The organism is Kocuria sp. CPCC 205261, assembly GCF_040981025.1.
Classification (GTDB): Bacteria; Actinomycetota; Actinomycetes; order Actinomycetales; family Micrococcaceae; genus Kocuria; species Kocuria marina.
Genome location: NZ_JAVKPU010000004.1, coordinates 1 through 23,994, shown reverse-complemented (window position 1 = coordinate 23,994; position 23,994 = coordinate 1). Strand labels below are relative to the sequence as shown.

At 69.6% G+C, this 23,994-nt stretch carries 25 protein-coding genes and 3 pseudogenes; 5 read left to right on the top strand and 23 right to left on the bottom strand.

The genetic code is table 11. From position 1 onward, the window contains the following. Window positions 1-370: 370 nt before the first annotated feature. From RF646_RS05550 to RF646_RS05535, 4 genes are all read right to left on the bottom strand, one after another. Complete coding sequence (locus tag RF646_RS05550) at window positions 371-1,252, bottom strand: manganese catalase family protein (protein ID WP_085106889.1); 882 nt, start codon at window positions 1,250-1,252, stop codon at window positions 371-373. Window positions 1,253-1,687: 435 nt separating this feature from the next. Then, window positions 1,688-1,972, bottom strand: coding sequence for a Fic family protein (locus RF646_RS05545; protein ID WP_368835508.1), 285 nt, complete (start codon window positions 1,970-1,972; stop codon window positions 1,688-1,690). Between the two features lie 4 nt (window positions 1,973-1,976). Further along, on the bottom strand, window positions 1,977-2,213 hold the full coding sequence (locus RF646_RS05540) for a hypothetical protein (protein ID WP_368835512.1): 237 nt from the start codon (window positions 2,211-2,213) through the stop codon (window positions 1,977-1,979). Between the two features lie 42 nt (window positions 2,214-2,255). Continuing rightward, the gene (locus tag RF646_RS05535; protein ID WP_110919795.1) at window positions 2,256-2,456 is read right to left on the bottom strand and encodes an antitoxin VbhA family protein; all 201 of its coding nucleotides are present in this window, start codon (window positions 2,454-2,456) and stop codon (window positions 2,256-2,258) included. A 342-nt stretch (window positions 2,457-2,798) separates the two neighbouring features. Between RF646_RS05535 and RF646_RS05530 the strand changes: the two are divergent. From RF646_RS05530 to fmdA, 3 genes and pseudogenes are all read left to right on the top strand, one after another. Further along, window positions 2,799-3,605: pseudogene (locus tag RF646_RS05530) on the top strand (urocanate hydratase); the annotation flags it as partial. 222 nt (window positions 3,606-3,827) lie between these two features. After that, window positions 3,828-4,121, top strand: coding sequence for an FmdB family zinc ribbon protein (locus RF646_RS05525; RefSeq protein ID WP_064845445.1), 294 nt, complete (start codon window positions 3,828-3,830; stop codon window positions 4,119-4,121). 58 nt (window positions 4,122-4,179) lie between these two features. Continuing rightward, a complete protein-coding gene (gene fmdA / locus RF646_RS05520; RefSeq protein ID WP_368835420.1) occupies window positions 4,180-5,436 on the top strand; it encodes a formamidase in 1,257 nt (418 codons plus the stop codon). 127 nt (window positions 5,437-5,563) lie between these two features. Here fmdA and RF646_RS05515 read toward each other — a convergent pair whose 3' ends face one another. From RF646_RS05515 to RF646_RS05495, 5 genes are read right to left on the bottom strand one after another with little or no spacing between them, the layout of a single operon-like run. Then, window positions 5,564-5,890, bottom strand: a complete 327-nt coding sequence (locus RF646_RS05515) for an aldo/keto reductase (RefSeq protein WP_368835419.1) — start codon at window positions 5,888-5,890, stop codon at window positions 5,564-5,566. Further along, entirely contained in the window at window positions 5,887-6,033 is a 147-nt protein-coding gene (locus RF646_RS05510) for a hypothetical protein (RefSeq protein ID WP_368835418.1), read from the bottom strand. The genes RF646_RS05515 and RF646_RS05510 overlap by 4 nt, the downstream gene beginning before the upstream one ends. 38 nt (window positions 6,034-6,071) lie before the next feature. Beyond that, window positions 6,072-6,680: a DUF3349 domain-containing protein gene (locus RF646_RS05505; RefSeq protein WP_368835417.1), complete on the bottom strand. Its 609-nt coding sequence runs from the start codon at window positions 6,678-6,680 to the stop codon at window positions 6,072-6,074. After that, window positions 6,677-6,949, bottom strand: coding sequence for a hypothetical protein (locus RF646_RS05500; protein ID WP_085106896.1), 273 nt, complete (start codon window positions 6,947-6,949; stop codon window positions 6,677-6,679). The genes RF646_RS05505 and RF646_RS05500 overlap by 4 nt, the downstream gene beginning before the upstream one ends. Then, window positions 6,946-8,172, bottom strand: coding sequence for an inorganic phosphate transporter (locus RF646_RS05495; protein WP_085106897.1), 1,227 nt, complete (start codon window positions 8,170-8,172; stop codon window positions 6,946-6,948). Before RF646_RS05495 ends, RF646_RS05500 begins: the two co-directional genes overlap by 4 nt. Before the next feature lie 145 nt (window positions 8,173-8,317). Here RF646_RS05495 and RF646_RS05490 point away from each other — a divergent pair, with 145 nt between their 5' ends. Next, window positions 8,318-9,883, top strand: coding sequence for an MFS transporter (locus RF646_RS05490; RefSeq protein WP_368835416.1), 1,566 nt, complete (start codon window positions 8,318-8,320; stop codon window positions 9,881-9,883). Between the two features lie 178 nt (window positions 9,884-10,061). On the opposite strand, the gene RF646_RS05485 is transcribed toward RF646_RS05490, so the two are convergent. The 3 genes from RF646_RS05485 to RF646_RS05475 all read right to left on the bottom strand — a co-directional run bounded on the left by RF646_RS05485 (window position 10,062) and on the right by RF646_RS05475 (window position 13,073). Then, the gene (locus tag RF646_RS05485; protein ID WP_368835415.1) at window positions 10,062-11,516 is read right to left on the bottom strand and encodes a YeeE/YedE thiosulfate transporter family protein; all 1,455 of its coding nucleotides are present in this window, start codon (window positions 11,514-11,516) and stop codon (window positions 10,062-10,064) included. Between the two features lie 192 nt (window positions 11,517-11,708). After that, window positions 11,709-12,122, bottom strand: a complete 414-nt coding sequence (locus RF646_RS05480) for a hypothetical protein (protein WP_368835414.1) — start codon at window positions 12,120-12,122, stop codon at window positions 11,709-11,711. Continuing rightward, on the bottom strand, window positions 12,123-13,073 hold the full coding sequence (locus tag RF646_RS05475) for an NAD(P)H-binding protein (RefSeq protein WP_368835413.1): 951 nt from the start codon (window positions 13,071-13,073) through the stop codon (window positions 12,123-12,125). Between the two features lie 186 nt (window positions 13,074-13,259). Between RF646_RS05475 and RF646_RS05470 the strand changes: the two genes are divergently transcribed. Next, window positions 13,260-13,496, top strand: a complete 237-nt coding sequence (locus RF646_RS05470; RefSeq protein WP_055085169.1) for a hypothetical protein — start codon at window positions 13,260-13,262, stop codon at window positions 13,494-13,496. 93 nt (window positions 13,497-13,589) lie between these two features. Here the strand turns inward: RF646_RS05470 and RF646_RS05465 are convergent, their stop codons facing one another. From RF646_RS05465 to RF646_RS05415, 11 genes and pseudogenes are all read right to left on the bottom strand, one after another. Further along, on the bottom strand, window positions 13,590-13,751 hold the full coding sequence (locus RF646_RS05465) for a hypothetical protein (protein ID WP_164497787.1): 162 nt from the start codon (window positions 13,749-13,751) through the stop codon (window positions 13,590-13,592). 84 nt (window positions 13,752-13,835) lie between these two features. Beyond that, on the bottom strand, window positions 13,836-16,085 hold the full coding sequence (locus RF646_RS05460; RefSeq protein ID WP_368835412.1) for a bifunctional anthranilate synthase component I family protein/class IV aminotransferase: 2,250 nt from the start codon (window positions 16,083-16,085) through the stop codon (window positions 13,836-13,838). Window positions 16,086-16,218: 133 nt separating this feature from the next. Next, entirely contained in the window at window positions 16,219-17,238 is a 1,020-nt protein-coding gene (locus tag RF646_RS05455) for an NADP-dependent oxidoreductase (protein ID WP_064845456.1), read from the bottom strand. Between the two features lie 171 nt (window positions 17,239-17,409). Continuing rightward, window positions 17,410-17,525, bottom strand: a pseudogene (locus RF646_RS05450) (ribosomal protein bL36). A 40-nt stretch (window positions 17,526-17,565) separates the two neighbouring features. Next, window positions 17,566-19,140: an ATP-binding protein gene (locus RF646_RS05445; RefSeq protein ID WP_368835411.1), complete on the bottom strand. Its 1,575-nt coding sequence runs from the start codon at window positions 19,138-19,140 to the stop codon at window positions 17,566-17,568. Next, entirely contained in the window at window positions 19,137-20,582 is a 1,446-nt protein-coding gene (locus RF646_RS05440) for a glycosyltransferase (RefSeq protein WP_368835410.1), read from the bottom strand. Before RF646_RS05440 ends, RF646_RS05445 begins: the two co-directional genes overlap by 4 nt. Further along, window positions 20,569-21,666, bottom strand: coding sequence for a HEAT repeat domain-containing protein (locus tag RF646_RS05435; RefSeq protein ID WP_085106905.1), 1,098 nt, complete (start codon window positions 21,664-21,666; stop codon window positions 20,569-20,571). The genes RF646_RS05440 and RF646_RS05435 overlap by 14 nt, the downstream gene beginning before the upstream one ends. A gap of 6 nt (window positions 21,667-21,672) precedes the next feature. Further along, complete coding sequence (locus tag RF646_RS05430) at window positions 21,673-22,056, bottom strand: response regulator transcription factor (RefSeq protein ID WP_144997630.1); 384 nt, start codon at window positions 22,054-22,056, stop codon at window positions 21,673-21,675. A 119-nt stretch (window positions 22,057-22,175) separates the two neighbouring features. Next, complete coding sequence (locus tag RF646_RS05425) at window positions 22,176-22,802, bottom strand: YdhK family protein (RefSeq protein ID WP_144997628.1); 627 nt, start codon at window positions 22,800-22,802, stop codon at window positions 22,176-22,178. A gap of 105 nt (window positions 22,803-22,907) precedes the next feature. Further along, complete coding sequence (locus tag RF646_RS05420; protein WP_085106907.1) at window positions 22,908-23,426, bottom strand: DUF4396 domain-containing protein; 519 nt, start codon at window positions 23,424-23,426, stop codon at window positions 22,908-22,910. Window positions 23,427-23,469: 43 nt separating this feature from the next. Continuing rightward, window positions 23,470-23,931 (bottom strand): annotated as a pseudogene (locus tag RF646_RS05415) (transposase); the annotation flags it as partial. Between the last annotated feature and the right edge of the window lie 63 nt (window positions 23,932-23,994).

Sequence of the window (23,994 nt, the reverse complement as noted above, 5' to 3'; positions counted from 1 at the left end):
GGCGCCGGATCTTCCGTCGTTGACGGTTTCATTGCGCCCGTGGGAGCCGCGGCGAAACCGCTCGTTGCCCGGGAAGAGTGGGAAAAGAACCCCGTTGGCGCGGGGCCTGACGCCTTTCGCGGAGGTGTCGACCGACGCGGTCACTGCGGCGTCCTGGTGTGCAGGTTCGGTTGGCTGACCGAGGTATCGACGACCCGTTCACAATCCGAGCCATCCGACCGCATGATGTCCGGCTCCACCTGCGGCAACACGACCACGACTGGTGAATGCCGACAATGCTTTCCGGTGCAGAAAAGTGCCCGCGGCGTGCCCGTGGGGCAGGCACTCGATCAGAGACCGGGTGCCTGCCCCACACCACACCGCCCCGCCGTTATTCGCGGTTGAGCTTGTCCTGGACGGAACCGGCCATCTTCTCGACCGTGTTCGGCAACTCTGTGGTGCCGTAGAAGCGGGCGTCGGGGTGCGTGACCGGGGGCATCGGCACACCGGGGTTCGGCTGCGGGCTGTAGCTGAACTCGGACTTGCCGTCCGGCGTCGGGCCGGAGGCCCACGGGCCGTCCGCCAGGTTCTCGCCGTCGGAGAACTGGAAGGTGGTGTAAGCGAACTCGGAGGCTTCCTTGTTCTGCGGGAAATTGCTCGGCGTCGGCATCTCCTCGAGTCCCGACTCCTTCAGCTCTTGCACGGCCGCCGCCCACTGGTTCTGGTGCATCGTGTCCCGGGCGAGCAGGAACGAGAGCAGGTCCCGGATCCCCGGGTCGTCGGTCATGTGGTACAGCCGGGCCACCTGGATCCGGCCCTGCATCTCCGCGTTGAGGTTGGAGGTCATGTCCGCAAGCAGGTTGCCACTGGCGGTCACGTACGAGGCGGACCACGGGTTGCCCATGCTGTCCACCGGCCGGGCACCGGCTCCGGCGACGATGCCCTGCTGGATGTCGGTGCCGCCGATCACCGCAGCGACAGCCGGGTCGTCCTGGATGGCGTCGGTCGTAATGCCCAAGGGAGCTTTTTCCAGCAGCTGGGCGACCATGGTGGCGAGCATTTCAACGTGCCCGAACTCCTCGGCCGCCGTGCTGAAGAGCAGATCGCGATATTTGCCCGGGATGTGGGCGTTCCAGGCCTGGAAGCTGTACTGCATGGCCACGGTGATCTCGCCGTATTGGCCGCCGATCACCTCCTGAAGCTTACGGGCGTAGACGGCGTCGGGTTCATTCGGCTTGGCTTGATACTGCAGAGCTTGCTGGTGGAAGAACATGGGGAGACCCCTTTGCCAATATGTGGTGCGCGTTCGGGCGACAAGAGAGGTCGTGACATCAGTCCTGGAGCAACGCGCGAAAATGACCGCTGCACGCCTCGACGCCCGTCAACAGGCTACTTACTATCTCAGCCAAAAAGATAGGGGCCCCAGCGAGTAGACCGGCAGCGCCGCGACGGCATCACGGCACGTCAGGCCTGGCCCGCGCAGACGGCACCCCGCAAGCCAGGACCATCGACCTCGTTGGCCGTGTACGCCGCAGACGGAATCATGATCGGCACTGCCCGGCTGCCGGACGGCAAGTACGCCGGCGTCACCCCCGGTCTCTGGCTGCAGGAGGGCAACAGCACGAATCGGTTCCGTGTCACCGGCCGTCGGGGTTGCTTGCCCGGCACAGTGCCTCGTCCAGCAGGGACATTTCGTCGAGAGGCGGCTTCAGGACCTCCTCGATGAGCGGCCTGAACGGCTCCCCGGTCCCTCGCTGGACGCACGGATGGAGGCCCGCTCGTTCTCGATGCGCCCGATGTTCCGCCACGACAGGGTGCGTCCTGACAGTGCGGCGATCTGGTCCAGGTAGGCCCGCTGCGTTCGGTCGTTGCCCTCACGGAACGGGTGCACATAGTTGACCTGCGCCAGCAGGGTGGAGGACTGCTCAATGAAGTCCTCGTCCGAGATGCTCGGGTCGTTGAGCAGCCCAGACTCCCGGAGCGTCTCGTGGATGCCGTTAAACGCGGTCCCGATGCGGGAAGGATGCAGGAACGTCGAGGACCACGGTCCTGATCTGCCCCGCCCACTCCCAGACGTCCTGGTAGAGCCTCCGGTGAGTCTCGTGCAGGTGCGCCAGGTCGAACGTGCCCTGCACCGGGTCGCGCTCCAGTTCACGACGGCGCGTCAACGTCTCGCGGCGCTCGCGCTTCGAGGCGGCCCGCGGGTCACGGATACCAGGGATGTTCCGCAGCACCTCGGTGCCCGGTTAGAGGTACAAGTCGATGAACTTCCTCCGTCAGGCCGCCCGCTCGGGGTACAGCGGGAGATCCGCCATCTTGCGGATCAGTTCATCCAATCCGAACGTGCCGGCCACGTACTCACGGATCAGGTCCATGGCCGCGGCATCGGGCAGCGCTCCCTCGAGGTCCCAGCTCGCCAGGATGTCCGTCATGGACTCCCGACGCTCGTGAAGATCATCATCCGAGTACGTGGTCATGGCATCCTCCTGGTTCGGTGCATCAGTGTGACGGCATCTCGGTGGCTCCGCGCTACCTCCGTGCCCATCGTCTCGTGAACCACCGCTTCGATGCCCGTGTGGGAACCCATGGCCTGCGCAGCGGCGCACGCATGGGGCTCACGTGGCAGTGACTCCGGTATGGGATCTTGCCGAGAGCCGGGCCTCTCACCTGACGTGTTCACGCCCGTCGCCCCTGTCTGGCATCCCAGACACAACCCCCTCCAGAACCCGTGGATCCCGTCACCGACCGTGGTCCCATGGACTCATTGTCCGTCCGCGGCCTCACACGCCCAGGACCGAATCGCACCTGGAGGACCCCTCATGGCACTGCCCAACGCCCGCCCCGTCCGCGCACCCCGCGGCACCGAGATCAGCGCCAAGAGCTGGCAGACCGAAGCCCCCATGCGCATGCTCATGAACAACCTGGACCCGGAGGTCGCCGAGCGCCCCGACGACCTGGTGGTCTACGGCGGAACCGGCCGCGCGGCCCGCAGCTGGGAGGCGTTCGACGCCATCGTCAAGACCCTCAAGGAGCTCGAGGAGGACGAGACCCTTCTGGTGCAGTCCGGCAAGCCCGTGGGCGTGTTCCGCACCCACAAGTGGGCCCCGCGCGTGCTGATCGCCAACTCCAACCTGGTGGGCGACTGGGCCACGTGGCCCGAGTTCCGCAAGCTCGAGGACGAGGGCCTCATGATGTACGGCCAGATGACGGCCGGGTCCTGGATCTACATCGCCACGCAGGGCATCCTGCAGGGCACCTACGAGACGTTCTACGCCGTCGCCCGCAAGAGGCACGAGGAGGGTCGCATCCCCGAGCCCACCCTGGCCGGCGCCCTGACCATCACCGGCGGCTGCGGCGGCATGGGCGGCGCCCAGCCGCTGGCCGTGACACTCAACGGCGGCGCGTGCCGCGTCGTGGACGTGGACGAGACGCGCCTCAAGCGCCGCCAGTCCAAGCGCTACCTGGCCGAGGTGGAGACGGACCTGGACACCGCCCTCGCCAAGGTCATGGCGGCCAAGAACGAGCGCCGGGCGCTGTCCGTGGGGTACGTGGGCAACGCCGCGGACGTGTTCCCGGAACTGCTGCGCCGCCACCGCGCGGGCGAGATCTCCGCGGACGTCGTGACCAGCGCGCGGGGCGGGGCACGACGTCGCCCGCGTGCCTCCCCGCGCACAGCCAGTACGTAGGGTGAGGGACGCCGCGTTTGCGGGGAGGTTCTGCCCCTGAATATCGCGTTGTCGGGGGCAGAACCTCTCCCTGTGCGTCGGGCCGCCCGCAGGGCAGCGCCCGGGCCTGTCCCCTCCTCAGACCGGGTTGTATTGTGGTTCACACGCGTGAAGGGAGCGTCCATGCCCGTCTACGAGTTCCGGTGCGAGGCCTGCGGGCCGTTCGACGCCCACCACGCCATGGCCCAAGTGCCGCGCTCCCAGGACTGTCCCGCGTGCGGCGCGGACGCACGGCGCGTGTTCTCCGCCGTGGGCCTGTCCCGCGCGAACTCTGCCCGGGCACGCGTGATTGACGACGCTGCCCGCACGGCTGACGCGCCAGACGTCGTCCGATCCCTGCCCCGCCAGCCCGGCGCCCCCGGCGCGGCCCCGGCCGTGACCCGGGACCCCCGGCACGCGAAGCTGCCGCGGCCGTAGCTTCCCCACACTGCCGCGCGGGAACCGCCCGCGGGGCTCTCCAGAAAGGTCACGGACCATGCCAGAAGTGATTTTCCCGCTGGACTCGACCAAGCCCTTCACCGAGCAGAAGCTGACCGGCCACAACCGCTGGCACCCGGACATCCCGCCCGTGGCCACGCTCAAACGTGGCGAGAGCTACCGCATTGACTGCCGCGAGTGGTTCGACGGCGCCATCAAGAACGACGACTCCGCGGACGACATCCGGGACGCACCCCTGAACCGGGTGCATGCACTGTCCGGGCCGTTCCGGATCGAGGGCGCGGAGCCCGGTGACCTGCTGATCGTGGACATCCTGGACGTGGGGCCCATTCCGCAGGAGGAGGGGCCGCTGGCCGGGCAGGGCTGGGGCTACACCGGGATCTTCGCGCAGAAGAACGGCGGCAGCTTCCTGGTGGACCAGTTCCCGGACGCCTACAAGGCCGTGTGGGACTTCCGCGGCGGCGAGTGCACGTCCCGGCACATCCCCGGCGTGAAGTTCACGGGCATGGTCCACCCCGGTCTCATGGGCACCGCGCCGTCCTCCGAGCTGCTGAAAACGTGGAACAAGCGCGAGGGCGATCTGATCGCCACCGATCCCCAGCGCGTGCCCCCGCTGGCTTTGCCACCCGAACCCGACGCCGCGATCCTGGGTTCGCTGACCGGCACCGACTTCGACCGCGTGGCCAGCGAGGGCGCCCGCACGGCTCCCCCGCGCGAGAACGGCGGCAACCAGGACATCAAGAACTTCACCAAGGGCTCGCGCGTGTTCTACCCGGTGTACGTGTCCGGGGCGAACCTCTCCATGGGGGACCTGCACTTCTCCCAGGGGGACGGTGAGATCACGTTCTGCGGCGGCATCGAGATGGGCGGGTTCATCGACATTCACGTGGACGTGATCAAGGGCGGCATGGACACCTACGGCGTGAGCGAGAACGCCATCTTCATGCCCGGGCGCAACGGTCCGGTGTACTCGGAGTGGCTCGCGTTCTCCGGCACGTCTGTCACGCTCGACGGCGAGCAGCGCTACCTGGACTCCCACCTGTCCTACCAGCGCGCGATCCTGCACGCGATCGACTACCTCGCCAAGTTCGGCTGGTCCAAGGAGCAGGCGTACCTGCTGCTGGGCGCCGCCCCCATCGAAGGTCGCTTCTCCGGGGTGGTGGACATCCCCAACTCGTGCGCCACGGTGTATCTGCCCACGGAGATCTTCGACGTGGACATCCGCCCCTCCGCCAGCGGCCCCACGCAGGTGGATCCGGGCATGGGCGCGCCGCGGGCGATGAACCCGGGCTGATCCGCGCGGTTCGCCGCTCCTGATCCGCCCCGACGACATCTGGGGCGGGAAGTGCCCGGCTTCCATGCCACCGGACAGTCATTTCCCGCCTCAGATGCACCGCGCCGCCGGGAGACTCCCGCGCGCCTCATGCCGCGGCGTCGAGCTCCCGCAGCACCTCGGCAGGAAGGTGCACTCCCGCCGCCTCCACGTTCTCGCGAAGGTGGTCCGGGTCGGCCGTACCCGAGACGACGAGTGACTGCGGCGAGCGCGCCAGGACCCACGCGAGTCCCACCTGGTTGGGGGCCACCCCCAGCTGCTCTGCGATCTCGCGTGCGCGGGGGTCCTCGATGACGAGCCCGGGCTGCATGTCCATGCGCCGCAGGCAGACCACGTCCAGGTGGTCGGTGCCGAGCGAGCGCAGGTTCTCGTGGACGGTATAGGGCAGCTCGGAGGGCTTCGGGGCGGCCGTCATGGGCGCGGTCCTTCGGGGAGCGGCCGGGCACCCACCTTGCTCGCGTAGAACACGGCGTCCCGGTCCGCCCCGGACGACGCCGCCCGCGTCAGGCTCCCCAGGCCGTAGCCCATGCGCGCGACGTCGCGCGAGACGATGCCCACACACCCGGCCTTCTCAGCGGACGCGCCCTGGTAGGTGGTTACGAGCGGGTCTCCTCGGTCTGCCCCGGATCCGCGGCCGGATCCTGCGGCTCCTCCAGCGGCCAGCCGTGCGCGGCGAGCATCGCGCGGATGCGCTCCATCTCCTCCGGCTTGGGCTCGTCCTCCGTGGCCCGGTGGATCGCAGCGCGGGCGTCCGCCTCGGAGAGGGAGGTGCCCTCAGTGCGGGCGTCCGTTGCGAGCTGCTCGGCGATCGCGGCCATGTCCTCGTCGTTGAGCTGCGGGCGCAGCACCGCCAGGACCGGGAGGTAGTCCTGCGCGGGCACGCCGTGGGGGTAGTCCGCGCGCAGCCAGTTCATGGCGCGGGCCACGTAGCCCGGCTGCCGGACGGGGGCATCCGGACCCGGCCCGGCGAGGGGCCAGCCGGCGCGCGCGAGGGTGGCAGCGACGTCGGCGAGCTGCTCCGCGGACCCGGAGGCGGCCACGAGCGTGTCATGGCTGGGGAGCTCGAGGGCCTCCAGGAGGCGCTCCGCGCGGCGGGAGCCCACCGTGCGCACGAGCAGCTCCGCCAGAACGGGGCGCACGTCCTCGGGGACACCCTGGGGGTAGGCGGCTCGGAGGTGCTCCAGCGCCGCGTCGAAGGTCATCATCCGAACACCGAGATCCCTAGGTAGTGGTCCAAGCTCTTCCGGGTGATCCACAGGACCCCGATCACCACGGCGGCGAGCACGATGGCAAAGCACAGCACGGCGCCCGCGAGCGCCACGGCGTTCCTGCGCACCGTGCCGTCCGGGCCCGGCGGCAGGGTGGCGCGGCTCCACAGGGCGATGCCCACCGTGAACAGCGCGGGCAGTCCGGCGCCGAAGCAGAGCCCGGCCAGCAACACGGCGAGGGCAGATTTCGCCATCTGGGCGATCATGAGCGAGCCACCTCCTGGGTGTCGGCCCGGTCCGGGTCACCGGGGGCCACGGAGTGGGTGTTCTCGTCCCACTCGGCATTGACGTTGTGCCGGTCCACCTTCTGGTGCCGGGAGCGCAGGAAGATCACCGCGGACGCCGCCGCCAAGAGCAGGAAGATCACCACGGCTCCCGGCAACCCGCCCACGGCCCGGGCGATGATGAAGCACACCGCACCCACCACGGCCGCGGCGGGGAGGGTGAGCAGCCAGCCCACCACCATGCGCCCGGCCACGCCCCAGCGCACCCGTGCCCCGGGCTTGCCGACGCCCGAACCGAGGATGGATCCGGTGGCCACGTGCGTCGTCGACAGCGCCATGCCGAAGTGGCTGGAGGTGAGGATGATCGCGGCCGAGGAAGCCTCCGCGGCCATGCCCTGCGGCGGTTCGATCTCCACGAGTCCCTTGCCCAGGGTGCGGATCACGCGCCAGCCGCCCAGGTAGGTGCCGAGCGCGATGGCCACGGCGCACGTGACGATGATCCACGGCGGCAGCCCGTTGTCCTCGATTCCCTGGACGCTCAGGTTCCCGTGGGCGATCAGCGCGAGGGCAATCACGCCCATGGTCTTCTGCGCGTCACCCGTGCCGTGCGCGAGAGACACCATCGACGCTGTTCCCACCTGCCCCCAACGGAAGCCGCGGTCCTTGTGGCGGTTCGAGGCGGCGCGGCTGATGAGGTAGACGAGCGCCGTTCCCACCGCGGCCACGCACCCAGCGATGAACGGGGCGAGGGCGGCGGGGACGAGGATTTTCTGGACCACACCGGACCAGTTGACCCCGGCGACGCCGAGCGAGGCCAGGCCGGCGCCGATCAGCCCGCCGAACAGCGCGTGCGACGAGCTGGAGGGCAGACCGAACAGCCAGGTGGCCAGGTTCCAGAGGATGCCGCCGATGAGTCCGGAGAAGATCAGCACCAGCGCGAGAGTGGGGTCCAGGCCGTGAACCAGTCCGCCGTCCGAGGTCTGGATGAGCAGGACGTCCTTGGTCACCGTGGTGGCCACCTCCACGGAGAGGAACGCCCCCACCAGGTTCAGCACCGCGGACAGTGCAACCGCCGTCCTGGGTGAGAGCGCACCGGTGGCGATGGATGTTGCCATGGCGTTGCCGGTGTCGTGGAATCCGTTGGTGAAGTCGAAAGCCAGTGCGGTCACGACCACCAGGCCCAGGATCACCAGTTCAACTGTCATGCCTCCAGGATGACGCCCCCCTGTCCCGCGCACCAAAACCGCCCCCGGGACGGCACTGGGACAGCACCGGGGTGCATGCGTCCGGCACGATCCGCCGCAGGGAAACATCGCCCAGCGCGTCTGAGACCGGGCCCATAATGCGTTCATGACCTCTGACCCCCACCGTGATCCGGACCCCGGCGAGACCTGGCACGAACGCTCCCCGGCCACGGGAACCGGCGAGCTGCCCATCCTCAGCCCGCGCCCGGATCCGCAGACCCACCGGGGCTACGCCCACGGCACGGATCCGCGGCGGTGGCGGATCCTGGCCGTGCTGCTCGTGGCCATCTTCATGTCCCTGGTGGCCGTGAGCATCATCAACGTGGGGCTGCCCTCCATCCAGGAGGGACTGGGCGCCTCCGAGTCCCAGCTGCAGTGGATCCTCTCCGGCTACGCGCTGACCTTCGGTGTGGTCCTGGTGGCGGGCGGCCGCGCCGGGGACGTGTTCGGGCGTGGGTTCCTGTGGATGCTCGGGGTGGCCATCTTCACGCTGTCCTCGATCGCCGCGGGCCTGGCACCGGATCCCACCATGCTGATCGTGGCCCGCTTCGTGCAGGGTGTGGGCTCTGGGCTGCTCAACCCGCAGGGCGTGGCCATGATCCAGCAGTACTTCAAGGGCGCAGAGCGCGGGAAGGCGTTCGGAATGCTGGGCAGCGCAGTGGGTGTCTCCGTGGCCATCGGCCCCGTCCTGGGAGGTCTGCTGATCCAGACGGGCGGCGCGGCCGAGGGCTGGCGGTGGCTGTTCATGGTGAACGTCCCCGTGGGCGTCGTCGCGCTCGTGCTCGCGTTCCTCTGGTTCCCCCGCCCGCTGCTGCGCAGGCCCGAGGGCACCACCATCCGCCACGCCCTGCGGGAGATGGACCCCACGGGTGCGGTGCTCCTGGGCATCGCGCTGCTCGCCACCCTGCTCCCGTTCATCGAGGCCGGCTCCCCCGGCACGAGCCCGTGGGTGTGGGCCCTGCTCGCGGTCGCCGCCATGTTCCTGGCCCTGTGGATCGCGTGGGAGAAGCACTTCAAGGCCTCTGGGCACCAGCCCATGGTGGACCTGGACATCTTCAGGGTCAGCAGTTTCCTCAACGGCACCCTGCTGATCTCGCTGTATTTCCTGGGCATCACGAGCGTGTGGGTGCTTGTCACCCTCTACATGCAGAAGGGGCTCGGCCACACCGCGCTGGCCGCCGGTTGCGTGGGCCTGCTCAATGCCTTGGCGAGCGCGGTGGCCTCCAACCTGGCCGGCAGCCGCGTGAACCGGATGGGCCGCAAGATCGTGGTGCTCGGCATGCTCAGCGTGGTCGTGGGCCTGCTGCTGAGCATGGCGGTGATCCTGCTGCACGACTCTTGGCACATCAGCGAGTGGTGGCTCGTGCTCACCCTGGGCTTCGTGGGTTTCGGCCAGGGCGCCGTGGTGAGCCCCAACCAGACACTCACGCTCGCGGAGGTGCCACTCGAGTACGCGGGCAGCGCCGGTGGCGTGATGCAGACCGGCCAGCGCGTGGGCACCGCCGTGGGCATCGCCATGATCACCGCGGTGGCGTACGGAGTGATCGCCGGCCAGGGCTGGTCCGTGGGCATCGCGGCGGGACTGGGCGTTGTGGTGCTCGTGGTGCTCCTCGCCCTGGCCGTGGCCCTGCGGGACATGCGCCACCGCGCCCGACAGGACTCCCGCGCCTGAGTCACGGCGCGCACACCACGACACCTCCGGAGCGCTCGCCCCCCCCCGGGGCCCGCGCTCCGCACTGTCCCGGTGGTACGACGCCGCCGCCGCGCCCTCCCAACCCCGGCCCCCGGCAGGCGGGAGCGTGAGGCGCAGAGGTGGCGCGGCGGCGTCGTGAACCGGGATGCCTGTCGGGTCAGCCCTTCTTGAGGGTGATCTGCCAGCTGGCGTCGCCCTTCTCCACGAAGTCGGTGACCTCGTGGCCGTCCGTGGCCGCCCACTGCGGAATGGCCTCGGTGGCCTGGGTGCAGTCGAAGTCGATCACCAGGTGCTCACCGGTCTGAAGGGTCTGCATGACATCCTTGGCCTCGATCAACGGGAACGGGCACACGGCACCGAGCGAGTCCAGGGCATAGTAGCCGTCCCCCAGGCCTGTGAGCTTCTTCGATGGTGCACCTGCCGGGTCCTTGACCATGAGCGCGACGGGTGCCGCAGCGAAGCCCGAGAACACGTTCGCACCCGAGGTGCGGGGAGCCCCCGCGGTGGGAGCGGCGTCGATCGAGTTGTCGTCCGGTGCGGTGGCGCCCACCGTGTGGTCCAGGCTCTGAGCAGTGGAGTAGGTGCCGTCTTCGCCGGTGGCGGGCTGCGTAACGGTGGGCTTGAGCCAGATCCTGGTGGCCACGGCCACGCCCAGGGCGATGAACAGCAGCGCGATCCAACCCTGGAACGTGAACAGGCTGGTCTGGACCATGCCGTTGCCCACTGTGCAGCCACCGGCCAGGGCCGCGCCCACACCCATGAGCAGGCCGCCCGCGATGGAGCGCACCGTGGTGGTGGCGTCCGGGACGCGCACGCGGAACTCACCCGTGGACTTGGCGGCGATGAACGAGCCCACCAGGATGCCGAGCACGAGCATCACACCCCAGTCCAGCTTCCCGTCTGCTCCGGTGACCAGGAAGTTCAGCAGGTTGGCGGTGGGGGTGGTGATGCCCAGACCGTCGTTGCGGCCGGTCGCGGCGGACAGCGGCCATGCGATGACGCCGATCAGACCCACGAGCGCGCCGGCAGTGTAGACGTGCAGGGGCTTCTTCCATGCGGGACGGCCGTTCAGCCGTGCGGGCTTCACGGTGTTCTTCTCGCGGTTGAGGAAGTGGCGCACCATCACACCGGTGACCGCTGCCAGGACGATCACGAACAGCCACGGGGAGACGCCCAGGGCACTGGGGATGGTGGTGAGCCCGGTGTCCCACTGCTTCATGCCGGAGTTGAAGCCCTTGAGCACGCCGGTCTTCATGGCGGACGCGGACAGCGCGTACATGGCCAGCGCGATCCACGAGCCCACGAGGCCCTCGCCGGAGCGGTACCACGTGCCGGAGGCGCACCCGCCGGCCAGGATGATCCCCACCCCGAACATGAACCCGCCCACGACCACGGCCAACGGCATGAACGAGGGGTAGTCGGGGGAGATCACCCCGAGGGTGGTGAGCGCAGCGAGCCCCACGGCGTGCACCGTGATCACCACGAGCAGAGCCGTGAACGTGCGCCACGAGCGCTGCAGGAAGATGTCCCGCAGCATGCCCGTCACGCAGAAGCGGCCGCGCTGCATGACGATGCCCAGCAGCGCGCCGATGACAAGTCCGGTAAGGATCATAGGTGAGTACCAGTTTCCCGCGCACCGGAAAGAGGGCGCGTTCGGAGGAAGGGACGATGAGATGAGGGATCGAAAAAGACTCCGTATACTCAACTCCTCACCCGGGGGCAACGTCCAGGTTGTCGTCACAAAGTGTCACACTTCCCGGAAACGCCCCGAAGTACCTACTCGTGAGGTATTAGCGACATTGCGTCACGTTGCCCGGCGCGATACCGCCCGCAGCGCCCCGACGGCACCCTCCCCCGCCCGACTCACGGACATGGGCACCTGCCCGAAAACCTCCCGCGGGATCGGGGCCCGGCACAGCTGCGCGGTCCGCTCCACGTCCCAGTCCACGAGCACGAACCACTCATCGCCCTCCCGCACGACTTCCCGCACGGCGCCCGTGGCGCACAGCTCCTGCCGCTGGGACAGGTAGGCCCAGATGGTGTCCCCCGCCGTCATGGTTCGGTAGCCCGTGCGCAGGCACCACCGATCCGCGGGCTGCGAGCGCCCGATCGCCTCCCACACCGCCGTGGCGTCCTGGCGGGTGCGCCAGTCGGCGGGCATGTGCTGCCCATGAGCGGCCGGGTTGATGGGAAGCAACCAGTGGGTCTCCGCGGCCATTCACGCACCTCGCGATTCGGTCGTGGCGTTCGACGTCGCGCCCCGCCCGGTCCAGGCGTCACACTCGGCGGCATCGCCGGAGGCTCGCCCGGCGTCGGCGTCGCACTCCTCCGGCGACGACGCTCCCAGCAGCGCGTCGTACCCCTCCCGGAACGTGGGGTAGCGCCACCGGGATCGAGGAACCAGGGAGTGCACGAGCGCCCCGTCGATGATCTTGCCGAGCGGCCCCTCCCCCGCGGGCGAGTTGTCCGGGGGCACCGCGACACCCAGCCGCGCCGCGAGGTGCGTGACGACGTCACCCAGCTGAGCGGCGTCATGATCCACGGCGTGCAGCAACCGCGGCGGCTCGGGAGCGTCGAGCACGGTGGAGAGGACCGTGACGAGATCGTCCCGGTGGATCCTGTTGGTCACGCGCCGGTGGGTGACAGGCGTGGCCGTGCGGACCCGCTCGACCAGGGACGTGCGGCCGGGCCCGTAGATCCCCGCGGGGCGCACGATGACCAGGTCCGGGAAGAGGTCGGCGGCGAGCTCCTCCGCGGCGAGCAACACGTGGGCGGTGGCGCGCTGAGGGTCGGGCGGGGTGGCCTCGGTGACGACCTCACCGTCGGTGCCGCCCAGGACGCCTGTGGAGGACACGAGCACCACGCGCGGCGCGGCGTCGGACGGCAGGGCCAGGTGCAACCCGCGCAGCGCACCCAGGTAGGTGCGTTCGTAGGCGGTCGCGTCGCGGCCGTCGGCGGTGAGGGTGACCACCACGGCGTCGGCCGCGGGAAGGACGGCCTCCCCCGGTTCGGTGAGGTCCAGAGAGACCGGCTCGATGGGCTCGGGCAGCGCGTCCGCGCGGCGCCGCACGCCCACCGCGCGCACTCCGCGTTCAGCGAGGCGCAATCCCAGGGCGGTCCCCACGTCCCCGCAGCCGGCCAGGAGCACTGTTGCAGCGGAATCATTCATGGCACCAGCCTGTCATGTCCGCGCGACGGCGCGTGGTCCGGCTCGGTAAGGGAAAGGAACGGTGCCATGACCGGGCAGAACCCGATCCATCACCCCCTTATTATTTGGCCCCCCGGCATCTACGGTGGAGGTACCCAGCCCTGCTTCACCACCACTTGCTCAGCAGAGCAGAACGGAGATCACACCATGATCATGAAGACCCTGCACGACGCCGGTATCCGCTCCGAGTACGCCTACACCGCAGGCATGGGCTCGATCGCCCTGTCCTTCGTGTCGTGGGGAATCTCGCGCCTCAAGAGCGACGACTCCAAGGCCCAGTCGGACCGCTGGGGCATCTTCGTGGGCCACTGGGCGCCCACCTTCATGAGCGTGGGCCTGGCTCTCGCCCAGTACGAGCAGACCCTCGAGAACAAGAAGAAGTAGCCACCGACCCCGCAGCCACTCGGCGCAGAAGAACCGCCCCGTACCTTCCTGGTGCGGGGCGGTTCGCCTGTCAGCGGCTGCCCGGTGCGGTGCTCAGTGCCCGTAGCCCTGGGACTGCTCCTCCGTGCCGGCCTGCTCCTCGAAGAACTCCTGCTGCTCCTGGGTGTTCGCCTGCTCGGCGGCCTTCTGGCGCTGCTCGTCGGTGTCCACCTGGCTGACCGACTCGGTGTTCTCGTCCTGCGGGTTCTTGCCCATGGCTGCGCTCCTTCGCGGTTGCGTGGTGCGCCGCCCCGAGCTCCGCGGCCCGGACGACGGCGCCGTGCCCCGAGCATCCTCACCTCACCGGGTCGTGTCAATGGGGGCGATGCCGCCCGTTCGCCACGGGGCGTCCGCGAGCGCGCGCTGCACCCACACCGTCACAGGCCCAGGGGCCCACGCACCCACACCGCGGATCTCCCCCACGGGTTGGGCACCCCGCAGGGCGTTGGTCACGAACACCTCCGACGCCCCAGCGAGGTCCGTGAGAGTGACGTCCTGTTCACGGACCTCGTACCCGGCGGCCCGCAGGGTCGAGAGCACCCGGGCGCGCATCACCCCGGGCAGGATCCGGCCGTCAACGGGCGGGGTGGTGACCACGCCACCGCGCACCACGAACACATTTGCACGCCCGGTCTCCAGCACCGTGCCGTCCTGGTCCACCAGCAGCGGGTCACACACCGGGGACCACGGACCGGGTGTCGTGTTCAGGGCGCGGCGGTCCGCCCACTTGTGGCGCCCCCACCCGCCGGGCACCACCACCGGGCGCAGCACCCACGGATCCACGGGAGGGGCCGCGCCGGGAGGGTTCAGCGGGGCGTGGGTCATCTCGAGACACAGACTCCCAGCGTTCGGAACTGCCGTGACCCGCAGCCGGTGCGGGCCATCCAATCCGGCAGCACGCTGGCGGACCTGCTCTGCGAGCGCGCCCGGCAGCTCATGGGAGAAGCACGCCCGCACGCTGCTCCCGAGCCTTGCCAGGTGCTCCACCAGCTGCTCGGGGCGCCCCTCGCGGACGAGCATCGTGGTGAAGACCCCCAGGGAGGGGTCGGGGGTCGAGCGGATCACGGGCGCGTCCCGCAGTGCGGCTGCCGCGCTCGACGGCGCCCCACCGCCTCCCACGCACGCCGGGGTCGCCACCTCCGAGGACCCCGCGTGCTCACGCCACTCCCGGGACAGCTCGGGCCCGAAGCGGGCGCCGACCGCATCCAGCAGCGGGGCGGCCTTCACGAGGGTCTCGAACGCCTCCCCGTCCGGGTCCGAGTCGGCGACGATCCCGCCACCCACACCCAGGCGCACCGTGGCGCCCGAGAACTCGAACGTACGGATGGCCACGTTCATGGCCAGCCCCGCCACGGGGCTCGCGTACCCGATCCCACCGGTGTAGACGCCCCGTGCGGTGGTCTCCAGGGCGTTGATGATCTCGGTGGCCCTGACCTTCGGCGCCCCCGTGCACGAACCGGGCGGAAACGTGGAGCGCAGGAGGGCGGCGTCGTCGAGCCCGGGGCGCAGCGTGCCGTGGACATCCGCGACCAGGTGGTGGACGCCCGTGTGCGGCTCCACGCGCGGCACGGCGGGGCTCAGGACAGAGCCGGGGACGCACACGCGGGAGAGGTCGTTGCGCATGAGGTCCACGATCATCACGTTCTCGGCGCGGTTCTTGGCGGAGGCGTGCAGCTCGCGAGGGTCCGAGTCCGCGGGCGCGGTGCCCTTGATCGGGGACGTGAGCACGGCGGTGCCCGTCCGACGCAGGTAGAGCTCGGGCGAGAAGCTGGCCACCGCGCCGCCCGGCACGCGCAAGAACCCGGCGAAACGCGGCCGCAGCCGCTCGTACCCGGCGCAGAACAGGTCCAGTGGGTCACCGTCGAATGCCGCTGTGAGCTCTCGGCAGATGTTCGCCTGGAAGATGTCCCCGTCCCGGATGTGCGCCAGCGCGCGCCGCACCGCCTTGGCGTGGGCCGCGCCGGTCACGGCGGCCTCGAACGGCCCGCACCGGTACGAGCGCGGCGCGGACGCCCCGGACGATGACGCCGGGCCGGCACCGAGCGCCCGCTCCACCGCCGCAATCGTCTCAGCCACCCGGGCAGGGTCCGCACCGGGCAGGGACTCACAGAACCAGCGGTCCGCAGCGCTGTCGTGCACCAGGACGTGGTCGTAGCGCGCCAGGTGGTGCTCCGGCAGACCGCCCGAGTGCGGAGGTGCGGGCGGGAGCGACTCCAGGCGGCGCGAGAGCTGGTACCCCAGGTAACCGAGCCACCCGCCACCGAAGCGGGCGGGATCGGCGCAGGGGCGAGCCAGAACGCAGAGATCGTGCCGGTTCCCGCCCGTGCTGGGCGGGGCGGCGCGCGCCACGGTGGGAGGATCGTCGTCGTCCGCGGAGCCCAGAGCGGCGAACGGGTCCTCGTCCGCACCGAGCACGCGCGCGGGCCGGATGCCGATCACCGCGTCCCCGTGCATCCAGTCCCCGAGCAGCGCCGCGAGACCGGGTTCAGCATGCAGCGCGCGCAGCATCTGCACGGGTCTCACGCGATGCGGCAGAGGGTGTCGGGGCACGGTTTCCTCTCGTGGGGCGCCGGGGAGCAGCTCGGACGCGGCCATGATATGGAGAGGAACCGCCACGCAGAGCAGCGGAGCGGTTCCTCGACGACGGTCACAGTGCCGCGCAGCCACGCGGCGAGGACGTCACTCAGATCTTGACGACCATCTTGCCCTTGTTCGCGCCCTTCATCATGTCCAGGAACGCGTCCACGGCGTGGTCGATGCCCTCCACCACGGTCTCATCGTGGGTGACCTTGCCGGAGGTGAACCACTCACCCATCCGCTGGCGGTACTCCTGGGCGACGTCAGTGTGGTCACCCATGGTGAAGCCCTCCAGCATGAGGGAGTTCTTGATGATGTTGCCCATGTTGTCCGGGCCGCAGGGGCGCTCGGTGGAGTTGTACTGGCTGATCGCGCCGCACACGGCCACACGGCCGTGACGGTTAAGCACGTCCAGAGCCGCCTCCAGGTGGTCGCCGCCCACGTTGTCGTAGTACACGTCCACGCCATCCTCACCCACAGCATCGGCCAGCTGCTCACGGATGGGGGCATCCTTGTAGTTGAGCACCTTGTCGAAGCCGTACTTCTCGGTGAGCATCCGGGCCTTCTCGTCCGAGCCGGCGGAACCGATCACGTAGGAGGCGCCCAGCAGCTTGGCGATCTGACCCGCGATGGAGCCCACGGCGCCGGCGGCACCGGAAACGAACACGCGGTCCCCCTCCTTCAGCCCGGCGATGCGGGTGAGCCCGGTGTACGCAGTCATCCCTGTCATGCCCAGCACGCCCAGGTACACGGACAGCTCGGCGTTGGGCAGCTCCTCAACCTTGGTGAACTCCTTGGCAGATCCCTGGGCGAGGTCGCGCCAGCCGTACTGGTGCAGCACGGGGGTGCCTTCGGGGAGATCCTCGGAGCGGGACTCGACCACGCGGCCGATGGCGCCGCCGGTCATGGTCTCGTTCAGGGCGAACGGCGGGACGTAGCTCTTCTCGTCCCGCATGCGCCCGCGCATGTACGGGTCCACGGACATGAACTCGTTGCGCACGCGCACCTCTCCGTCCTGCAGCTCCGGCAGGTCCACGGTGACGGTGCGGAAGTTCTCGTGCTCGGGCCACCCCTCCGGGCGGGAGACGAGCTGGATCTGTGTGCTGGTGGAATCGGTAGTAGCCATGTCGCCATAGTGGCATGCACAAACGTTTGCCACAGCAAGGATTCGCGCCCAGCGGACGCTACCCCCGGTTACTCGTCACATGGGGCAGCCCAGGAGTAATTTACGCACCCCACGGTGATCGCCGACGCCGCACGGACCGGTTCCCGGGGGCGCCCCGCGCGCGGCTCAGCCCTAACGAGCCTTCATGCGCCGATTCTTCCTGTTGATCACATCGGTCGTGCCCCGGTGGCGGACCACCTGCGAGCCGGGATCTGCTTGAGGGAGCGGAGCGAGGTGCGAACCTTCACGGAACCTCATGGTTGCGAACAATTCTTATTCAGGAGAGCATCACGGAGCATCGGTAGCCACAACCCGCTGCACCGGTTCGCTCCGCTGGGTCGCCAGGGGGAGATTCAGCGTGACGGTGGTGCCTTCCCCCTCCACCGACTCCAGGGCCACGGACCCCCCGTGCTGCTCCACGATGGTGCGCATGATCACGAGCCCCAGTCCCGTTCCGGGCACCTGCTGGGCCGTGGCGTTGGAGGCCCGGGTGAAGCTCGTGAAGAGGGACCCCACCTCTTTCTCGGGAATGCCCATCCCGGTGTCCGTGCACGTCAGGCGGACTCCCGTGCCATCGGGCGTGCCTTCCAGCGTCAGCGAGACGGCACCGTGGGGCGGGGTGAACTTGATGGCGTTACCCACCACGTTGGTGACGGCCCGCTCCAGACGGTCCCGGTCCCCGAACACGGGCCACGAACCGTCCGTGTCCGCGTGGACGGTCACCTCGCCCGCCGCGGCCTGGGGAACGAGATTGGTGACCACCCCGGACACGCACTCTGCGAGGTCCAGCACACAGTGGCGCGCCGAGCGGTTCTCCTGGTCCTGGTCCAGCTTGTTGATCAGCAGCAGGTCCTCGATCAGCAGCCGCAGCCGTTCCGTGTTGCGCCGCACCACTTCCAGCACGCGGGCCTGTTCCGGGCCGACACTGCCGAAGTCCCCGTCCTGGAGCATCTCCACATAGCCGCTGATGGATGTGAGCGGGGTTCGCAGCTCGTGGTTGGTGGTGGAGACGAACACGGATTTCTGGCGGTTGAGCTCCGTGAGCTGCTCCAGGGTGCGCTCCCGCTGCTCCACCACGTCCCGGGCCTCGCGGGTGAAGGCGTTGAAGGACGCGGCGAGGCCCACCACTTCACGAGCGCCGTGGGAGGTTTCCGCGACGGCGTCGTGATCGCCCGCGCGCTGCCTCGCCACCGTGCACTGCAGCGCGAGCAGCGGCGCCCCGAGGGCGCGGTCCGCGCGGCCCAGGGCGAGGAACGCCACCGCGATCGACAGCATCGCGGCAGTCACCACGGCGGCCGCGGCCAGGGTCATGGACCGGTTCAGATCCGCTCTGCGCTGCTCCCGCAGGCGGGAGGCGTCCGCCCGGACGTCCTCCAGTGTACCGAGGGCCCGGTCCATGGCGGATGTCGTAGTGGGCAGGTCCAGAGATCTCCGCGGGGTGTCCCTCCCTGGTTCCCGGGTGAGGCCGAGCCACGTGTCCACGGACTCGTTCAAGGACCGCAGCTGCGGCAGCCGCCCGGCCGCCACCTCACCCAGGACGTCCTGGGCTGCAGTGAGGTCCGCAGTGGCCTCAGCGTACTCCCGCGCGAAAGCCTGGTCTCCGCTGACCGCGTAGCCGCGCGCGGCCGTCTGGGCGCGCAGCAGCGTGGCCTCCACCTGGTGCGTGGCATCCATCAGGGGTGTGATGGTGGTGCGCGTGGCGGCCACGTTCAGCTGCACTGTGTGCAGTCCCCACAGTGCGGTGGCGCCGGTGAAGAGCAGTGCGAGGCACAACAGGGCGAGCACCTGCAGGAGGATGGCGCGCACCCCGCGGTGGCGGACACCGTCCCGCACGCGGGTCAGTGCCGGGAAGCGGGCGCTCATTCGTTCACCTCCGTGAAACCCGAACGGGTCATGGTGCCCCACTGCTGGCGGCGCCCCAGCAGGGAGGCCACCCAGCCCTCCATGCGCCACCACGCCGTGAGCTGGCGGTAGCCCAGGTTCTCCAGGACCACCGCGCCCAGCGTGATGCCCAGGTCCCGCCAGCGGGGGTACTTGTGGTAGCTCAGCTCCTCGATCGTCACGGCCGCGAGGGTCACGATGATCGCATACGCGTAGGCCACGAGCATGAACAACAGGAAGTACTGCCAGGACACGAGTCCCAGCGCGAAGCCCAGGGCGATCAGTACCAGCCCGGCGAGTTCCAGCAGCGGGGCGATCAGCTCGAAGAGCCAGTAGTACGGAACCGCCACGAGACCCAGCCGGCCGTAGCGGGGGTTGAACAGCATGTCCCGGTAGGCCCACAGGGTCTCCCACAGACCCCGGTGCCAGCGCGCCCGCTGCCGCCGCAGCACGGGCAGGGTGCTGGGGACCTCCGTCCAGCAGATGGGCTCCGTGAGAAAGGTGACGCGGTAGGGCCGGCGCTGCCTGCGGAGGGTCCGGTGCAGACGCATCACCAGTTCGAAGTCCTCACCGATGCTCGAGGCGTCCAGGCCTCCCACCGCCACGAGGGCATCCCGGCGGAAGACACCGAACGCGCCGCTGATGAGTAGCAGCGCGTTGATCCGGGACCAGCCTGCGCGTCCCAGGTGGAAGGCTCGCAGGTACTCCATCACCTGGATGTCCGCGAGCGGCGTGCCCGGCATGCGCACCTCCAGGACACGGCCGCCCTTCACGCGGCACCCGTTGACGGCGCGGATCACTCCCCCGGCGGCGACCGTGGAGATCGGGTCCTCGATGAAGGGCCGGGACACCGTCAGCAGCGCCCCGGGGTCCAGGATGGAGTCCGAGTCCACGAACAGCACCAGGTCCTCGCGGGCCAGGTTGACGCCCACGTTGGTGGAGTCGGAGCGGCCCGAGTTGCGCTTGTGCACCACGGTCAGCCGGGTCCGCCCGTCCCGTGGGACGTGAATGCTGGTCGGTGCCTCCCGCACCGGAACGTCCTCGGGCATCTGCCGGGACACCGGCACCAGGTCGAAGGCCCGGCGCAGCACCTCGAAACCGTTGTCGGTGCTGCCGTCGTCCACCACGATCACCTCGTGGCGCGGGTGCTGCAGCGACAGAAAGGACTCCACGGCCACGCGGATGCCGACCTCCTCGTTGTGCATGGGTGCCACCACGCTGATGCCGGGCATGGTGCGGGAGCGCATCAGTTCCTCCCGCCCCGCGAACGGGATCCGGCGGCGGTAGGCCACGAAGTCCACCGCCGCCAGGACGATCATCACCAGGTAGGACGTGTTGATCAGCAGGAAGTAGATCAGCACCGGCACCGCAATGAACGCCAGGATCCCGGCCACAGCGCCGCGCAGCAGCTCAAGCCACTCCACGGCCGGCTCCTCTCATGGCGCTCAGCTGCAGCGCGTAGTGGGCGGGGTGCACGGCAGGGGTGTCCCCGTCCAGGGCGCCCAGCAGCCGCTCCCGCCCGGCAGGGCCCAGTTCGGTGAGAGCCACCGCGGCCCGCTCCGCCAACCGGGGCCGGGTGTCCTCGACCAGGGGGCCCAGGGCCGCCACGGAGGCGGGCAGACCCAGCCGTTCGAGGGACTCCACGGCGGCGAGCGCCACGCTCTCGTCCCGGTGGCGGGCGAGCTCGGACAGGACGGCGAGGTCCTGCGCTCCCCCCACCCATCCCAGGGCGCCGACGAAGGCGGTGAGGGCCCGGGGGTCGGTCTCCTGTGCCAGGCGCTCACGCACGACGGGAGCGGCACCTGGCACGGGGCGCACTCCGATCACAGTTGCCGCCACGTGGCGCACCGCCGGGTCCGGGTGCAGGGTGGCCTCCTCGATCACGGGTGCCGCTGCGTCGTCGAAGGCGCACAGGGACTCCACGGCCACCCAGCTGGGCAGTCCGCGGGGACGACGCCGCGGCGCCACCGCGCGCAGCACGGCGCGGGCCGCGGAGCCATCGCCGAGCAGCGCCAGGGCACGGGCGGCGGCAACCACCACGTCCGCGGAACGGTCCTGGAGCAGGGGCAGGAGCCGGGGCGCGGACTCGCGAGCGCGCATCAGCCCGAGGGTCCAGGCGGCGTGGGCACGGCGCACCGCGCTGTGGGAGGAGAGCCCCGTGATGGCCCACTCGGCGCGTCCGTGGGCGTCGAGCACCCGGGCCAGAGCACGGGCGGGCTCCCCCCTGACCTTGGAGAGCATCGCGGAGACGGCGCGGTCCACCACCGGTACGCGGCGCCGGGGCACCGCGGTCAGGCGGCGCAGGGCGGAGGCGTCGTCGTCCTCACCGGACGCGACCTCGAGCATTGCGGGGCGCAACTCACCGAGCAGCTTCGCGTCCCGGCGTTCACGCCACTGCCGGCCTGCACGCGTTCCCAGGACGGTCGCGAGGAGCAGGGCCGCGGCCCATACCAGAACCCACAGCACCCAGGACAGCAGCTGCGCGGAGACCACCGTGGGGGTCGCCACTGCGGGTCACCGCCCCCGGCTGAGGAGGCTGTTCACACGGTGCAGCAGCTCACGGGGGCTGAAGGGCTTGGTGACGTACTCGTCCGCACCGGTGTTGTACCCGTCGTCCACGTCCGTGTCCCTGGCCCGGGCGGTCAGCAGGACCACTTTGAGGTGTTTCAGAGCCTCGGTGGCACGGATCTGGCGCAGCACGTCCAGTCCGCTGAGACCGGGCATCATGACGTCCAGCACCACGACGTCTGGGATGCCGTCCTCCAGCGCGCTCAGCGCAGCGGTGCCATCCTCCACCGCCCGGACCTCGTATCCCGCCTGCTGCAGTTTGAAGACCACGAGGTCCCGGATATCGGGGTCGTCGTCCGCCACGAGGATGGAGAGCTGCGCAGAGGTCACGAGGGGCTCCGTGTGTTGGGGGGATGAACACGCTCCGGGTCCGCGGCAGCGGAGGAGATGAGGCCAAGAGTATTCGAATACATGCAGGTTGGCGGGAGATGACACTTCGTGCGGTGGAATCAGCCGCGGGGCTTCATCTCCTTCTCCACGACCCACTTGTGGTTGGTCATGGTCATGCCGTCCGCCTCATAGTCCACCATGTAGACGGTCTGGGTGGTGGAGGAGGCAACGGTGCCCGTGGCGCCCTTCATGCCGGGCATGTGGTCCGCCTCGATGGTGACCTCGGTCCCGTCCGCGAGGCGCTCGGAACCGGCACCCTGGAGTTCCTCCTGGACGACCCACTTGTGGTTGGTGACCTCGGGTCCGCCGTCCGTGGGGGTGTAGTTCACGGCGTAGGCCACGGTCTTGTAAGCGCCCACCACAGTGGCCGGGGCGCCCTTCATGCCCTCCATGTGGTCGGCGGTCAGCGTGACCTGCGTGCCCACCGGGTAGGTGGGCTTCTCCGCGGCGACGATGCCCTCCGGGGCGGGGCCACCGTCCATGGCGTGCATGTGCTCGTGCCCGCCCTGGCTCGCACTGGGCGTGCCACTCGCGGAGGACGACGTCGCCTGGCTCGTCGCGCTGGAGGTCGCGCTGGTCTCGTGGCCCTCGTGGGCGGAGTGGTCCGCGGAATCGGAACCGGCGGAGCAGGCGGTGGCGGTCACCAGGATGGCGAGACCGGCGAGGGTGAGGGGAAGTCGACGCATGGGAAAGGATCCTTTCTGCGGGCCCGCCCGGGTTGCTGGACCCCGGTACGGGCGGGTTTCTGGTGGGAATGCGGGGTGGCAGCGGAACCCCGCTGCACTGGTTCCCTACAGCAGGGTACCGAGGGAGGCGACGAAGCCGCCCAGCATGAACGCGCTGATGCCGTACGCCAGGGGGCGGTTGTCCATGGGGCCGCCGCCGGAGGCGTGGTGGGTGATGGCGTGGCCCTTGCCGCGGCGCAGCAGGGCCTTGTTCACCGGGTATGCCGCGAAGTACGCGATCACGAGGGACAGGGCCATGGAACCCCAGAACAGGGCGTCCAGCAGGCCGGCGTCCATGGCGCCGGGGACCAGCCACATGACGAGGTTGTCCACGACCTCCATGGTGAGGATGGAGACGGTGTCCGCGGCGAGCACGAGACGCAGGGCCCGACCCACGCTGATGCCGGCGCGCAGCAGGGGCAGGGAGGACAGGGCATAGCCGAACACGAAGGCCAGGGCGATGGCCACGGCGGTGCTGGTGACGTTGCCCCACCCGAACACGGTGGCCAGGATCAGGCCGAGGATCTCGCCGATGGAGCAGCCGGTGAGGCAGTGGAGGGTGGCGCTGGCGGCCATGTTGGACATGTCGTGACCGGGACTGCCGCACGAACAGGTGACAGTTGGGGTGTCAGGCCGCGAGGCTCACGGCGGGGTTCATGATGGTCTCGTATTCGATGGGGGTCAATCGACCCAGACGGGCCTGTCGACGGCGGCGGTGATACTTGCGTTCGATCCAGGTAACGATCGCGATCCGGAGCTCGTCGCGGGTCCGCCACCGCTTCCGGTCCAGGACGTTCTTTTGCAGCAGGGCGAAGAAGGACTCCATCGCGGCGTTGTCCCCAGCGGCACCGACTCTCCCCATCGATCCGATGAGGTGATGACGGTTCAACGTCTGCACGAATTTGCGTGACCGGAACTGGGATCCTCGGTCCGAATGTACGATGCAGCCAGCGACGTCACCGCGGCGGGAAGCGGCGTTGTCCAGGGCGTTCACCGCCAGTCGCGCCTTCATACGGTCGCTGATCGAGTAGCCGACGATCCGGGCTGAGAACACGTCCTTGATGGCGCAGAGGTAGAGCTTTCCCTCGTCGGCTTGAGTTCCAGCCATCGTCGCAACACTCTGATCGAGAGGTGCGTGCGATGGTTATTCGGC

What these genes read in the sequence shown, in the direction of transcription:
- RF646_RS05550 (WP_085106889.1), bottom strand. Translation starts at nt 1,252, where the DNA reads ATGTTCTTCCACCAGCAAGCTCTGCAGTATCAAGCCAAGCCGAATGAA.
- RF646_RS05535 (WP_110919795.1), bottom strand. Translation starts at nt 2,456, where the DNA reads ATGACCACGTACTCGGATGATGATCTTCACGAGCGTCGGGAGTCCATG.
- RF646_RS05525 (WP_064845445.1), top strand. Translation starts at nt 3,828, where the DNA reads ATGCCCGTCTACGAGTTCCGGTGCGAGGCCTGCGGGCCGTTCGACGCC.
- fmdA (WP_368835420.1), top strand. Translation starts at nt 4,180, where the DNA reads ATGCCAGAAGTGATTTTCCCGCTGGACTCGACCAAGCCCTTCACCGAG.
- RF646_RS05515 (WP_368835419.1), bottom strand. Translation starts at nt 5,890, where the DNA reads ATGACGGCCGCCCCGAAGCCCTCCGAGCTGCCCTATACCGTCCACGAG.
- RF646_RS05505 (WP_368835417.1), bottom strand. Translation starts at nt 6,680, where the DNA reads ATGATGACCTTCGACGCGGCGCTGGAGCACCTCCGAGCCGCCTACCCC.
- RF646_RS05500 (WP_085106896.1), bottom strand. Translation starts at nt 6,949, where the DNA reads ATGATCGCCCAGATGGCGAAATCTGCCCTCGCCGTGTTGCTGGCCGGG.
- RF646_RS05495 (WP_085106897.1), bottom strand. Translation starts at nt 8,172, where the DNA reads ATGACAGTTGAACTGGTGATCCTGGGCCTGGTGGTCGTGACCGCACTG.
- RF646_RS05490 (WP_368835416.1), top strand. Translation starts at nt 8,318, where the DNA reads ATGACCTCTGACCCCCACCGTGATCCGGACCCCGGCGAGACCTGGCAC.
- RF646_RS05485 (WP_368835415.1), bottom strand. Translation starts at nt 11,516, where the DNA reads ATGATCCTTACCGGACTTGTCATCGGCGCGCTGCTGGGCATCGTCATG.
- RF646_RS05480 (WP_368835414.1), bottom strand. Translation starts at nt 12,122, where the DNA reads ATGGCCGCGGAGACCCACTGGTTGCTTCCCATCAACCCGGCCGCTCAT.
- RF646_RS05475 (WP_368835413.1), bottom strand. Translation starts at nt 13,073, where the DNA reads ATGAATGATTCCGCTGCAACAGTGCTCCTGGCCGGCTGCGGGGACGTG.
- RF646_RS05470 (WP_055085169.1), top strand. Translation starts at nt 13,260, where the DNA reads ATGATCATGAAGACCCTGCACGACGCCGGTATCCGCTCCGAGTACGCC.
- RF646_RS05465 (WP_164497787.1), bottom strand. Translation starts at nt 13,751, where the DNA reads ATGGGCAAGAACCCGCAGGACGAGAACACCGAGTCGGTCAGCCAGGTG.
- RF646_RS05455 (WP_064845456.1), bottom strand. Translation starts at nt 17,238, where the DNA reads ATGGCTACTACCGATTCCACCAGCACACAGATCCAGCTCGTCTCCCGC.
- RF646_RS05445 (WP_368835411.1), bottom strand. Translation starts at nt 19,140, where the DNA reads ATGAGCGCCCGCTTCCCGGCACTGACCCGCGTGCGGGACGGTGTCCGC.
- RF646_RS05425 (WP_144997628.1), bottom strand. Translation starts at nt 22,802, where the DNA reads ATGCGTCGACTTCCCCTCACCCTCGCCGGTCTCGCCATCCTGGTGACC.
- RF646_RS05420 (WP_085106907.1), bottom strand. Translation starts at nt 23,426, where the DNA reads ATGTCCAACATGGCCGCCAGCGCCACCCTCCACTGCCTCACCGGCTGC.